The organism is Sphingomonas sp. SORGH_AS_0950 (assembly GCF_030818415.1).
In the GTDB taxonomy this organism is placed as follows: domain Bacteria; phylum Pseudomonadota; class Alphaproteobacteria; order Sphingomonadales; family Sphingomonadaceae; genus Sphingomonas.
Map to the genome: position 1 here is coordinate 1,339,593 of NZ_JAUTAE010000001.1, position 12,671 is coordinate 1,352,263.

Annotated in this window: 10 protein-coding genes; 3 read left to right on the forward strand and 7 right to left on the reverse strand. The window is 67.7% G+C overall.

All coding sequences use genetic code 11. From position 1 onward, the window contains the following. Window positions 1–98: 98 nt before the first annotated feature. Genes QE385_RS05615 through QE385_RS05625 form a run of 3 tightly spaced genes read right to left on the reverse strand, consistent with a single transcriptional unit; the run spans window position 99 to window position 4,347 of the window. Complete coding sequence (locus tag QE385_RS05615; protein WP_307099871.1) at window positions 99–1,559, reverse strand: efflux transporter outer membrane subunit; 1,461 nt, start codon at window positions 1,557–1,559, stop codon at window positions 99–101. An 8-nt stretch (window positions 1,560–1,567) separates the two neighbouring features. Continuing rightward, window positions 1,568–3,151 (reverse strand): MDR family MFS transporter, encoded by a 1,584-nt coding sequence (locus QE385_RS05620; protein ID WP_373424641.1) that lies wholly within the window; start codon window positions 3,149–3,151, stop codon window positions 1,568–1,570. Then, complete coding sequence (locus QE385_RS05625; RefSeq protein WP_307099872.1) at window positions 3,148–4,347, reverse strand: HlyD family secretion protein; 1,200 nt, start codon at window positions 4,345–4,347, stop codon at window positions 3,148–3,150. The genes QE385_RS05620 and QE385_RS05625 overlap by 4 nt, the downstream gene beginning before the upstream one ends. Window positions 4,348–4,464: 117 nt before the next feature. Here QE385_RS05625 and QE385_RS05630 point away from each other — a divergent pair, with 117 nt between their 5' ends. Beyond that, complete coding sequence (locus tag QE385_RS05630) at window positions 4,465–4,917, forward strand: MarR family winged helix-turn-helix transcriptional regulator (RefSeq protein WP_307099874.1); 453 nt, start codon at window positions 4,465–4,467, stop codon at window positions 4,915–4,917. A 44-nt stretch (window positions 4,918–4,961) separates the two neighbouring features. Here the strand turns inward: QE385_RS05630 and QE385_RS05635 are convergent, their stop codons facing one another. From QE385_RS05635 to QE385_RS05645, 3 genes are all read right to left on the reverse strand, one after another. Then, window positions 4,962–5,423 (reverse strand): response regulator, encoded by a 462-nt coding sequence (locus tag QE385_RS05635; protein WP_307099876.1) that lies wholly within the window; start codon window positions 5,421–5,423, stop codon window positions 4,962–4,964. After that, complete coding sequence (locus QE385_RS05640) at window positions 5,389–6,552, reverse strand: GAF domain-containing protein (protein ID WP_307099879.1); 1,164 nt, start codon at window positions 6,550–6,552, stop codon at window positions 5,389–5,391. Before QE385_RS05640 ends, QE385_RS05635 begins: the two co-directional genes overlap by 35 nt. 112 nt (window positions 6,553–6,664) lie before the next feature. Continuing rightward, window positions 6,665–8,629, reverse strand: coding sequence for a CocE/NonD family hydrolase (locus QE385_RS05645; RefSeq protein WP_307099881.1), 1,965 nt, complete (start codon window positions 8,627–8,629; stop codon window positions 6,665–6,667). Between the two features lie 213 nt (window positions 8,630–8,842). Here QE385_RS05645 and QE385_RS05650 point away from each other — a divergent pair, with 213 nt between their 5' ends. Both QE385_RS05650 and QE385_RS05655 read left to right on the forward strand, forming a co-directional pair. Beyond that, complete coding sequence (locus tag QE385_RS05650) at window positions 8,843–9,550, forward strand: FadR/GntR family transcriptional regulator (RefSeq protein WP_307099884.1); 708 nt, start codon at window positions 8,843–8,845, stop codon at window positions 9,548–9,550. A gap of 109 nt (window positions 9,551–9,659) precedes the next feature. Next, window positions 9,660–10,331, forward strand: a complete 672-nt coding sequence (locus QE385_RS05655; protein WP_307099886.1) for a PEP-CTERM sorting domain-containing protein — start codon at window positions 9,660–9,662, stop codon at window positions 10,329–10,331. A 59-nt stretch (window positions 10,332–10,390) separates the two neighbouring features. Here the strand turns inward: QE385_RS05655 and QE385_RS05660 are convergent, their stop codons facing one another. Next, window positions 10,391–12,628 carry an alpha-galactosidase gene (locus tag QE385_RS05660; protein ID WP_307099887.1) on the reverse strand — a complete coding sequence of 746 codons (2,238 nt, stop codon included), beginning with the start codon at window positions 12,626–12,628 and terminating at the stop codon, window positions 10,391–10,393. Window positions 12,629–12,671: the final 43 nt, after the last annotated feature.

The window sequence follows — 12,671 nt, forward strand, 5'->3', positions numbered from 1 at the left end:
GGAGGATTTAAAGCCGACCGACATTCAGCGATGCTTTTCCCTCCCTCGCCCCTCGCAGAGGGGAGAGGGGAAGAAGCTATCCTGAATATGGGTGCGCCTTAGGACGACGCCCGCCAGCCCAGGCCGAGCGCCTTTTGCAGCGCCACGTAATCGTTGGTCAGCCCGGCCACCGCCTGCGACAGCGACTGGTCGGCGGACACGCGCTGGCGCTCGGCATCCAGCGTGTCGATCAGGGTCGCGGTGCCCGCGCGGTAACGCTGCTGCATCAGCAGCGCCGAGCGATCCGCCGACGCCTTGGCTCGCGCCAGTGTCGCCACCGTGTTGCGCCGCGCGCGGAAGCGCGACAGCGCGTCCTCGGCATCGCGCAGCGCCGACAGCACCACGCCGCGATACTGCGCCTCCGCCTCGTCGCGCGCGCCCTCGGCCTGACCCACACGGGCATTGGCGCGACCGAAGTTCAGCACGTTCCATTGCAGCATCGGCGCGCCCAGCGTCACCAGATTGTCGAGATCGGTCAGCGCGTCGAGCGAGGTGCCGCCGATGCCGATGATCCCCATCAGGTTGAGCCGCGGGAATTTCGCCGCCTCCGCCACGCCGATCCGCGCGGTCTGCGCCGCCAGGTTGCGCTCGGCGGCGCGGATGTCGGGGCGACGCTGGAGCAGCGCGGTCGGATCGCCGACCGCGACCTGCGCGGGCGGCAGCGGCACCTTGCCCGGCTGGCCCAGCCGCTGGTCGAGCGTGCCGGGCGCCTCGCCGATCAGGATCGCCAGCGCGTTGAGATAGGTCTCGACCGAGGCCGAGAGTGGCAGGATCTGCGCATCGGTGCTCTCGACCTGGTTGCGCAGCCGCTCGACCTCCAGCTGCGAGGCGGCGCCGTTGTTGAACCGCTGAAGCGTCAGGTTCAGCGTGTCGCGCTGCATCCGCGAGGCGTCGCGCGCCAGGATCAGCCGCTGCTGCGCATCGCGAAGCCCGATATAGGCCTGGGCGACATCGGCGCTGAGCGAAACCTGCGCATCCGCGACATTGGCCTCGGCCGCCGCCGCGCTGGCGCGCGCCGCCTCCACGGTGCGACGACGGCCGCCGAACAGGTCGATCTCCCAACTGGCGTCGAAACCCAGGTTGAAGAAGTCGACGCTGGTCCCGCCGCCCGAGCCGCCCGACGCATTGCCGTTCGCGCCGCCCTGCTCTCCCCCGCCACCCAGGTTCAGCGCGGGCAGATCGGCGTGAAGATAGGTCGCGCTGGCATTGGCGTTGGGCGCCTGATTGGCGCGTTCCAGCCGCAGCGCCGAACGCGCCTGCTTCAGCCGCGCCTGGGCGACGGCGACATTGGGATTGGACGCCAGCGCCTGCTCTTCCAGCCAGGTCAGCATCGGATCGTTCAGCGTCGTCCACCAGTCGGCGACCGCGGGCGCGGTCGTCGCCAGCGTGGTGTCGGCGCGGACGAACCCGGCGGGCGGCGTCGCGGCGGAGCCGATGGCCTTGGGCGGCCCGGCATAGTTCGGCCCGACGGTGCAGGCCCCCAGCAGGAAGAGCGGGATCAGGGAAAGCTGCTTGCGCATCACGGGCCTCAATGCATCGCCACGGGGCCGCCCTTGGGCAGCGGACGAAGGAACAGGACAAGCGGCATCACCATCAGGATGCCGACGCACAGGATGAAGAACAGGTCGTTATAGGTCATCACCAGCGCCTGTTGCTGGATGGTGCTGCCGATCATGCGATAGGCCGCCTCGCTGCTGCCGAACTGGCGGGTCAGGCCGGACAGCCAGTCCTGCACGGCTTGCGAATTGGCCGACAGCGACTCCTCCAGCCGTTGCTGGTGCAGGAAGCTGCGCTGGTCCTGCACGGTCGCGATCCCGGCGAGCGCGAACGATCCGCCCAGGTTGCGCGCCGCGCTGAACAGCCCGGCGGCGTCCCCGGCCTGCGACGGCGGCACCGACGAGATCGCCGCCTGGTTCAGGAACAACATGCCCAGGATCGTGCCGACCCCGCGCAACAGCTGCGAGTCGGTGAACGAGCCGCCGGTCGAATCCGCCGTCAGCACGGTGTCGATCCCCGCGCTCAGCGCCATGATGCCCAGCCCCAGCCCCACCGCGATGCGGATATCGACCTTCTTGATGAGGATAGGGGTGAAGGGCATCATCAACAGGCTGGGGATGCCGCTGAGCAGCACGACCTTGCCCGCCTGGAACGCGTTGTAGCCGGCGATCGAGGCCAGGAACTGCGGGATCACATAGGAGGTGCCGTACAGCACCATGCCCAGCACGATGCCCATGATGACCACACTGCCGAACTGGCGGTCGAGCAACAGCTTCAGGCGGATAACCGGCCGCGAGGCGACGAACTGGCCCGCGAACAACAGCGCAAAGCCGAAGATCGACAGGATGGTCAGCTCGATGATTTCGCGCGACTCGAACCATTGCTCGCGCTGCCCCTCTTCCAGCACGACGGTCAGCCCGCCCAGCCCCAGCGCCAGCCCCGCAATGCCCAGCCAGTCGGCCTTGGCCAGCTCGGACAGATGCGGCTTCTGGTGCGGCAGGCCGACGAGGAGCAGCGTGACGAGCACCGCACCGACCGGCAGATTCAGGAAGAAGGCATAGTGCCAGCTGATATTCTCGGTCAGCCAGCCGCCGATCAGCGGCCCCATCACGGGGCCCAAAATGGCGGTGACGCCGAAAAAGGCGGTGCCGATCGGCTGTTGCTCGCGCGGCAGGCGCGTGGCGATGATGGTCAGCGCGGTCGGAATCAGCGCGCCGCCGGTGATCCCCTGCCCCGCGCGCCCGATGATCATCATCGTCAGGTTGGTCGACAGCCCGCACACCACCGAGAAGCCGGTGAACATGATCGAGGCGATCAGCAGGAAGGTGCGAAGCCCCAGCAGCCGCTCCAGCCAGGCGGACAGCGGGATGATGATGATCTCGGCGACCAGATAGGAGGTCGCGATCCACGTCCCCTCGGTACCGCTGGCGCCGATCTCGCCCTGGATGGTGGGCAGCGCCGAGTTGACGATCGAGATGTCGAGCGTCGCCATCAGCGCGCCGATGCTGCCCGCCGCGACGGCGAGCCAGGCGGTCAGGTCGGCCTTGGCCGGTGTGCCGCCCGGCTGGGCGGCCGATCCGGCCTTGGCCCCCGTCGGGGCGGCGGCGGCGCTCACCGGCGCTGCGCCCCCTCCCGCGCCTCGTTATGCTGGTCCTGCTGCTCGGCGATGCGCTTCAGCGCGCCCTTGGCCGAACGGGTGTCGACCGTGACGTCGACCGACATGCCGGGCACCATCAGTGCACGGGTCTGATCGTCGGCGTCGACCGCGATGCGGACCGGCACGCGCTGCACGATCTTGGTGAAGTTGCCGGTCGCGTTCTGCGGCGGCAGCAGCGAGAATTGCGCGCCGGTGCCCGGTGCCACGCTTTCGACATGGCCCTTGATCTCGACGCCCGGCAGCGCGTCGACCTCGATCTTCACCGGCTGGCCGGGACGCATCAGGCCCAGCTGCGTCTCCTTGAAGTTCGCGCTGATATAGAGCTGGCTGACCGGCACGATCGACATGGTGCGCGTGCCCGCCTGGACGAACTGGCCGACGCGCACCGTCTTGTTGCCGACACGACCCGCGATCGAGGCACGGATCATCGTCGAGCCGAGATTGACCTCGGCAGCGTCGAGCTGCGCCCGGGCGGCCTCGCCCTGCGAACGGGCCTGCTGGACCTGCGCGTTCAGCGTGCCGATGCGGCGACGCGACGCGGACAGCGCGGCATTGGCCGCCGCGACCTTGGCATTGGCCTGACGCGCCTGGTTCTGAAGCTGCGACAGGCGCTCGCGGCTTTCCGCGCCCGATGCGGCGAGCGGGGTGTAGCGGACGACCTCGGCCTGGGCGAAGGCGGCATCGCTCTGCGCGGCGCGGAGATCGGCCTCGGAGCGGTCGATCGCGGCCTGCTGCTCGCGGATCTGCGCCCGCACGCCCTGCGCATTGGCCTGGGCGACGCCGATCTGCGCCTCGATCTGCGCGGTCTGGGCGCGATAGTCGCGCGTGTCGATCTGGAGCAGCGGCTGGCCCGCCTGGACGTTCTGGTTCTCGCCGACGAACACCTTGTCGACATAGCCCGAGACCTTGGGCGCGACGGTGACGGCATCTGCTTGGATATAGGCGTCGTTGGTCGATTGCATATACTGGCCGACGCTCTTGTAATTCGCATACCAGAACACGCCGCCGATCACCGCGACCGCCGCGACGACAAGCAGGATGACACGGATGCGCCGCTTCTTGGCGGGGGAGGCCGGTGCCTTGTTGTCGTCATCGGGGGTCGTGTCGGCGGCGTTTGCGCCCTGCCCCTCATTCACTTGGTTAGCATCGGCCATGCCGGGCCCCCTGTCGATGGAATCAATGGAACTTGGCAGTGTATTTGGACGCACTTGCAGCATAAGGCAAGACCATTTATTGAGTTACCTCATAATATGGTTGACCGTGACTCTCTCATGCTTCGCTACGGCCGCATCTACATGCGGCTTCACCGGTTGCTGGACCGCCGCATGGCGGCGCAGGGCGCATCGCTCGCGCGGACCAAGATGCTGCTGTTCATCGCGAACAACGCGCCGGTGCGCGCCGCCGACATCGCCGAATGCTTCAGCCTGGCGCCGCGCACCGTGACCCAGGCGGTGGATACGATGGAGCGGGACGGGCTGCTCGTCCGCATCCCGGACCCGGACGACCGGCGGGCCAAGCGGCTTGCCATCACCGAGAGCGGGCGTCAGGTCATCCGCCAGACCGAACCGCTGCGCCGTGAACTGACCGGCCTGGCGCTCCACAGCCTGACCGAAGAGGAAGTGGGGCAGTTGAGCATCATTCTCGACAAGCTGGACCAGGCGGTCGGGGCAGAGATCGACGCCCTGCCCGCCGGGGCGTCCGCCGCGTCGCCATCGCAGGACTGAACGCCGCGTCGCCTCGACCACCCTTTTCCTCCGATGGCTTTCCCTCAGCGCGGTTCGGAATAGAAGCGCAACGCGGGCGGCGGATCGCTCGGCCGTTCCCCTTGCGCCGCACGATGCGCCGCGCGAACCGCCGCGGCCAGGCTGCCCGGCCGAAACGGCTTGGCGATGCAGCCGATCACCAGCGGATGGCCGCCGCGTTCCGGGCAGTTGCCGCTCAGGAAGATGCTGGGAATGCCACGCTCGGCCAGCAGTTGCGCAGCGGTCAGCCCGCTGTCGCCGTCCGCCAGCTTGACGTCGCACAGGACCAGGTCGGGCCGCTGCGCATCGGCCAGTTCCAGCGCGGCCGACACGGTATCCGCGATGCCGATCACCTTGTGACCGTGCAGGGTCAGCGCATCCTCGACGAGCATCGCGACCAGCGCCTCGTCCTCGATGATCAGCAGGTCGAGGCCATCGGCATCGAATGCGGAATTATCGGATACCAGTCCCGTATTCGCCACCGTCATGCGGCATGACCAAGATCAGGCACCCATCATCCTCGTTCGTCAGCGTCGCGCGCAACTGATGGCAAAGCCGTGCGACCAGTCGATGACGTTCGACAAGATCGACATGGCGTCCCCATCCGGGCCCCTGAAACGCAATGCGCAGCATTTCGTTCCCGCCCGCCCGAAATGGATGCATTGCGATATGCGGGACCGCCGCGCCGTCTTCCAGCAGCGTGTCGAGCAGCAGCGCCGCCGCCACCGCCCGCTCGATCGGCACCGGGACGGGGCCCTCCGCCGCGACCGCGCCCACCGCCGCGTCGCCGCGCAACTGCGCGATCACGTCGCCGAACAAGGCCGCCAGGTCGACCAGCCCCGGCTCGGCGGTGGCGTAGAGCGGGCGATGCGCGCTCGCCAGCACCTGCAACCGCTCGGCGGCGCGCGACAGGGCGGCGCGGGTCGCGGTGTCGCCGGCCGAGCGGACTTCGTGCGACACCAGCCCGATCGCGACCTGCAAGGCGTTGCGGACCCGGTGGTTCAGCTCGTCCAGCAAGCGTGCCTGGGTCTCGATCCCGTGCCGCAGCGCCTCCTCGATCCGCAAGCGGTGCTGCGCCAGTGCGACATAATGGCACAACAGCGTCAGCAGCCGCCGTTCGTCCTCGCCGAACGGCCGGGCCGCGCGCCGACCGAAGCCCAGCGTGCCGAGCAGCTGATCGCCATGGAGCAGCGGCATGCACAGATAGACATCGATCCCCAGCGAACGGACGAAGGACGTCCGCACCTCGCCGCTTTCCTGGATGTCGGTCAGGTGCAGCGCCCGGCGCTCGCGCATCGCCTGTCCGCAGGCGGACTGGGTCATGTCGAGCGTCGCCGCCTCGGTGCGTTGCGCGCGCGACAGGCCGCCCGACGCCTCCAGCCGGACGGAGCGATCGTCGCGGCGGAAATTGAAATAGACGTCGAGATCCAGCTCGTCGCGGATCAGGGCGAACAGCGCATCGATCATCGCCGCGGGATCGTCGGCGGCCATCAGGCGGTCGGTGGCGGCGGCCACCAGCGCCAGATAGCGGCGCGCCACGTCCGGATTGGCGGTCACCGATCCGATCGCGTCGTCGGGCAGGGTCAGGGACGCACGGGATGACGGGGAGAGAGCCACGTCTTTCAGATAGCCTTACCGGCCGCCGCCTCCAAGGGGCTAGGTGGCCGTGATGGGTTAAACCTCGTCCGGGAACGGGCGGAAACGCGGCACCGCCCGCTCCCTGGTCGGATCAGCGCGCCATCGCCGCCGACTGGTCGAGCGGCACGACCGGCAGCCAGACCCGGCTGGGATTGGCACCGCCACGTTCCAGCGTGATCGTCGCCTTCCGGTAATCGCCCGCCTTGGCCGTGAAGATATTGGGCACGAAGGTCTGGGGATTGCGGTCGTAGAGCGGGAACAGGCTGGACTGGACCTGGATCATGATCCGGTGCCCCGGCTGGAACACATGGTTCACGGTGGGCAGGCGGAACTTATATTCCTGCACCTTGCCCGCCGGGATCGCGGTGGGGTTGGAGAAGCTGTTGCGATAGCGGCCCCGGAAGATGTCGAGGCTGATCGGCAGCTCATAGCCGCCCATCTTGGGGTCGATCGCATCCTCGGGTGGGAAGACGTCGATGACCTTCACCACGAAGTCGCCGTCGGTGCCGGTCGTGCGCGCGAACAGGTCGGCGATCGGCGCGCCCGACACCCGCACCGGCTCGGTCAGGACCGGCCCGGTATAGGTGACGACGTCGGTCCGGCCATCGGCATGACGCTGGTCGCTGACCAGCCAGTCGCCCCAGCGGCCATCGTTGAAATTGACCGGCCGCGACAGATGCGGAACCGGATTGGCGGGGTCGGAGACATAGGAATCCTCCCCGCTGCCCGGCTTGTCGAAGCTCAGCCCCTTGTCGTCCGCCAGATAGAGCGGGGTCAGCGGCGCGTCGCACCCGCTCTGACAGGCCAGCGGCCAGCGGGTCAGCCTGTCCCAATGGTTTTCGCCGGTATTGTAGATGGCGGCGCTGGGCAGGTTGGCGGGTGCGCCGTCCTTCAGATACTGGTTGAACAGCGGCAGGACCATATTTTCGCGGAACTGCTTGGCGGTGTCGCCATTCCACTGGAACGGGCCCAGGCTGGTGCCGGTGCGGTTGATCTGGCTGTGCCGCCACGGGCCCATCACCAGGAAGTTGTTGCCCAGCTTGCCCTTGGCCTTCAGCGCCTCCCACGAGGTGATCGCGCCGTACATGTCCTCCTGGTCCCACAGCCCCTGTTCCCAGATGGTCGGCACGTTGGAGGGGTTCGCGGCCAGCAGCTTGTCGAGCGCTTGGCCCTGCCAGTAGAAGTCATAGGCGGGATGCTGGACGATCCGCTGCCAGAAGGGCAGCTGGTCATAGCCCGACTTCCTGGCCCAGTCGTTCGCCGAGCCATGGCGGAAATTCTCGTAATCGTCGTAACCGCCGCTCGACGGCGCCTTGCCCTCGCCCTTGTAGCCGGTCTGCGACCCGATCCAGCCGATATTGGCGAAGCGGAAGGCCCCGTAATGGAACCAGTCGTCCCCCATCCAGCCGTCGATCATCGGGCTTTCCGGCGCGGCGACCTTCAGCGCGGGGTGCGGATGGAGCAGCGCCATGACGACGGTGAAGCCCTCGTACGAGGACCCGATCATCCCGACCCGGCCATTGGACTGGGGCAGGTTCGCCTTGTTCACCAGCCAGTCGATCGTGTCATAGGCGTCGGTCGTGTGATCGACCTTGGTCGCGTTCAGCGGGCCGATGACCGGACGCGTCACGACATATTCGCCCTCCGAGCCATATTTGCCGCGAATGTCCTGATAGACGCGGATATAGCCCGCCTTGACGAACTCCTCGTCGGCCAGCGGCAGCGCCTCGATCATCCTGGTGCTGTCCGACCGCTTGGCGCGACCGGCGGCGTTATAGGGGGTGCGGGTCAGCACGATCGGCGCGTTCACCGCGCCCTTGGGTATCACGATGACGGTGTAGAGCTTCACGCCGTCGCGCATCGGGATCATCACCTCGCGCTTGATGTAATCGCGCTCGGCGACGTCGGTCGGCGGGGTGAAATGGGCGGGAATGTCGCTGACCGTGGAGTCGGTCACGACCTGGACGGGCGTGGAGGCGGCGGGGGTCTGTTGGGCCGAGGCCGGGGACAGGATCGCGAGCGCGCTCGCGGCAAGCAGGCAGGTGCGGAAGGTCATGGAAAAAACGGATCCCCCTCTGGATCGGTTGATGCGCCATCGTGCCGCGACGGAAGCGTCAGGGCAACTGTCCGGCTACCTATGGTACATTATATCATTGACGTGCAAGGGCTCCGCGCGCCGCAAGCTTTCCTTTCGACGCCCCGCCCCATAGACTAGTCAGACATGTGCCGGGATCGGCGCGCGGACATCGGCCCGGAAGGAAGCAGCCAAGTGACGATATTGAAGCGACGCGGGCCCGCCCACAGCGCGCTGGCCCGCGACATCGGCGTCGCCATCGTGACCGGCCGGATCGCCGCCGGATCGACCCTGCCGGGCGAGGTCGAGATCGCCGAGCAGCGCGGCATGTCGCGCTCGGTCGTGCGCGAGGCGCTGCGCATGCTGTCGGCCAAGGGGCTGGTGGTCAGCAAGCCCAAGGCGGGGACGCGGGTGCGCGAGCGGCTGGAGTGGAACCTGCTCGACCCCGAACTGCTCGCCTGGATGTTCGAGGGCGAGCCGCCCGCGGGCTTCGTCCAGAGCCTGTTCCAGCTTCGCCTGATCGTCGAGCCCGCCGCCGCCGAGCTGGCCGCCCTGAAACGCGATACCCGGCAATTGTCGCGCATGGGCGCCGCGCTGGAGGCGATGGGCGAGCATGGCCTGCACACCGAACAGGGGCGCGCCGCCGACCAGCAGTTCCACAACATCATCCTCGAGGCGACCGGCAACGAACTGCTCATCAGCCTGTCGGGCAGCATCGGCGCGGCGGTCCGCTGGACGACGCTCTACAAGCATCGCAGCGCCAAGTTGCCGCGCGACTCCATGCCCGAGCACCGCCAGCTCTTCGCCGCCATCGCCGAGTCCGACGCGGCGGCGGCCCGCGCCGCGACGATCGTGCTGGTCGAACAGGCCCGCGAGGATACCGAACGCGCGCTGGCGCGGTGACCCGCCTGTTTTACATCGAAACGCCTGACACAGCGGCCCCTCGCGAAACCTTTTGAAAAGCTGTCCGCGGCTAGGCATGGCTCGGCCAGCAAATTGTAACGACGGTGATATGAAAAAGGTTCTTCTCGGCGCGATGGCGGCCATCGCCACCCTTTCCGCGGCGGCTCCTGCGTCCGCCGGGGTCAGCTCGACCTCGTATCTCGTGCCGCCCGTCTATGCGCGCGACACGACGGTGATCGATTTCACCAACGGCATTCCGTCGGGCTTCTCGCTGAACGGCGGCACGGTCCTGAACGACTCGACCAGCACGGGCGCCTATAAGGGCGCGATCCAGCCGTCCGGCGGCAGCGGCAATTATCTGGCCGTCGGCGCGACCAACGGCACGGTGGCCGAGCTGAAGGGCACCGGCTCGACCGGCTGGGGCGCGGTCAGCCTCCTGTGGGGCACGATCGACTCGTTCAACTCGCTCGACATCCTCGATACGCTGGGCAAGACGATCGCGACGATCACCGGCGCCGACATCGCCAACGGTCTCCTCAAGACAGGGACGACCAGCGACAATAATCGCTACGTCACCTATACGGTCGATCCCAGCACCGGACGCCAGATCGGCGGCCTGCGCTTCACCTCGCCGACCGATTCGTTCGAGGTCGACAATATCGCCTTCCTGAAACCGACCTCGGTTCCCGAACCCGGCACGATCGCGCTGTTCGCGCTCGCCGTCCTGGGCCTGGGCATGCTGCGCGCGCGCAAGCTGAAGGCGCAGCCGCTGGCGCTGTGATCCGCGCCTGACAGGATCGAAAATGGAGGCGAGGACCATCGGGTCCTCGCCTTTTTTCGTCATTCCGCCTCGAACACGAAGGCGGTGCCGACGAAGTCGCCCTTGAGCGGCGCGCGCAGTCCCCGGTTCATCCAATAGGCGCCAGAGGCCCGCGCGGGCACGCCCGCCGGGCGGGCGGCACCGTCGAGCATCCGCACCCGATAGACCCGCGCCGGGTCCAGCCCCTGCGCATGGATCGCGGCGGGATTGTCGCGCCACATCGACGAGTGGAGCATCTGGAACAGCACCGCCTGCCGCTTGTCCTGCCCGACATACAGGGTCGCGGTGGTCGCATTGTCGCCGGTCGGGGACTCCAGCCGATAGAGCGCGCCGCGCTGCACCGTCTCGCGGATCGTCTTGTACGCCGCCACCCATTTGCGCGCGGTGGCGAAGTCGCCCTCCCCCCATTTGTCGAGATTCGCGCCAATCCCCAGCCCTCCCTGCATCGACGACAGGAAGCGATAGTCGAGGCTGGTGACGCGGGTATTCGCCCAATTGGGGCTGTCGGTGACCCAGGCCATCATCACCGCCACCGGATAGGCGCGGGTAAAGCCGTCCTGGATGGTCAGCCGGTCGGCGGGATCGGTATTGTCCGAAGGCCAGACCTCGTCGGTCAGCCCGATCATCGCCAGATCGACCCGGCCGCCGCCGCCCGAACAGGCCTCGATCTCCAGCTTCGGATGCCGCCGCCGCAGTTCGGACAGGATGAAATACAGGTTGCGGACATAGTCGACATAGACGCGCTGCTGGTCGGCGACGGGCTGTTCGGGCCAGCCCGCCTCGGTCCAGTTGCGGTTATAATCCCATTTGAGGAAGGCGATGTCGTTCTCGCCGACCAGCTTGTCGAGCACGGCGAGCAGGTGATCGCGCACATCTGTCCGGGCGAGGTTCAGGACCAGCTGGTTGCGCCCCTCGGTCCGCGGGCGACCGGGAAAGTTCAGCACCCAGTCGGGATGCGCGCGATACAGGTCGCTGTCGACATTGACCATCTCGGGCTCGACCCACAGGCCGAAGTCCATCCCCAGCCCCTTGACCCGGTCGATCAGCGGTTTCAGCCCGTTCGGGAATTTGGCCGGATTGACCGTCCAGTCGCCCAGCCCCGCCTTGTCGCTGTTGCGCGCGCCGAACCAGCCGTCATCGACCACGAAACGCTCGACGCCGATCCTGGCGGCCTTCTCCGCAAGCGCCATCTGCCCCGCCTCGGTCACGTCGAAGGCGGTCGCCTCCCAGCTATTGTACAGGACCGGCCGCAGCCGAGCCTTCCGCCCGTGCGGCAGGATGTTGGCGACCTCGAAGTCATGGAATGTCCGTGACGCGCCGCCCAGCCCCTTGTCCGAATAGCCCGCATAGAAGACCGGCGTGTCCAGCGACTCGCCCGGTTTCAGCGTCCAGGAAAAGTCATAGGGGTTATAGCCGCCCGCAACCCGCACCCGCCCCAGATTGTCCGACGCCACGCTGATCCGGAACGACCCCGACCAGGCGAGCGCGCCATACCAGACCGGACCATGGACCTCGCTGGTCAGCCCTTCGCGACCGATCGCGAACCAGGGATTGTTGCCATGGCCGGTCGAGCCGCGACGGCTTTCCAGCACGGTCTCCGCCGCCTCGACCGGCACCGTCTTCCGCGTCCATTCGGCGGCATGGCGGCCGGTCAGATAGTGGAGCCGGTAATCGTCCCCTACCGGCAGCGAGAAGACCGCCGCCGCCAGCTGGTCGACCCGCACCGGGCGGGTATCGCCGTTGCGGACCCGTGCGGACCGCGCCACGATCCCCGTCTCGGGATCGATGGTATAGGTCAGCGTCACGAACAGGGGGCGGCGGATATCGGCCAGTTCGACCGTCAGCGTCTCGCCACTGGCCTTGTGGCTGCGATATTTCAGGACGAGGTCGCGATTGCCATCGGCGAACAGCGCCTTGACGCCCGGTTCGCTGACCAGCCCCTCGCCCTGCCCCGGAAACTCCTGGAGCGTGACCGAACCCGCCGGGTCGAAGCCCGACAGCTCGCCCGGCGCCTTCAACACGATGGGGTCGCCGGTCCTGACCGGATCGCCCGAGACCAGCGGGTCGCCCTCCGCCAGCGACGATCCCCAATAGAGCGGCTGGAGATAGCCCTTTTCGTCCACCCCCATGGCATAGGTGACCCCGCCCCCGTCGAGGCGGAACATCCTCGCCCCCGCCGGGGCGGTGACCCGTGCCGATACCGGGGCGGCGAGGGCGACCATGCCCACCCCCGCCGCCATGACGTTGCGCCAGCGCATCAGACTCTCCTGCAAACCTTTGCATTAAATCTGACATAAGGCG

Bases quoted from the DNA above. Each gene is read 5' to 3' on its own strand.
- QE385_RS05655 (WP_307099886.1), top strand. From the start codon at position 9,660: ATGAAAAAGGTTCTTCTCGGCGCGATGGCGGCCATCGCCACCCTTTCC.
- QE385_RS05630 (WP_307099874.1), top strand. From the start codon at position 4,465: ATGCTTCGCTACGGCCGCATCTACATGCGGCTTCACCGGTTGCTGGAC.
- QE385_RS05645 (WP_307099881.1), bottom strand. From the start codon at position 8,629: ATGACCTTCCGCACCTGCCTGCTTGCCGCGAGCGCGCTCGCGATCCTG.
- QE385_RS05635 (WP_307099876.1), bottom strand. From the start codon at position 5,423: ATGACGGTGGCGAATACGGGACTGGTATCCGATAATTCCGCATTCGAT.
- QE385_RS05615 (WP_307099871.1), bottom strand. From the start codon at position 1,559: ATGCGCAAGCAGCTTTCCCTGATCCCGCTCTTCCTGCTGGGGGCCTGC.
- QE385_RS05625 (WP_307099872.1), bottom strand. From the start codon at position 4,347: ATGGCCGATGCTAACCAAGTGAATGAGGGGCAGGGCGCAAACGCCGCC.
- QE385_RS05660 (WP_307099887.1), bottom strand. From the start codon at position 12,628: ATGCGCTGGCGCAACGTCATGGCGGCGGGGGTGGGCATGGTCGCCCTC.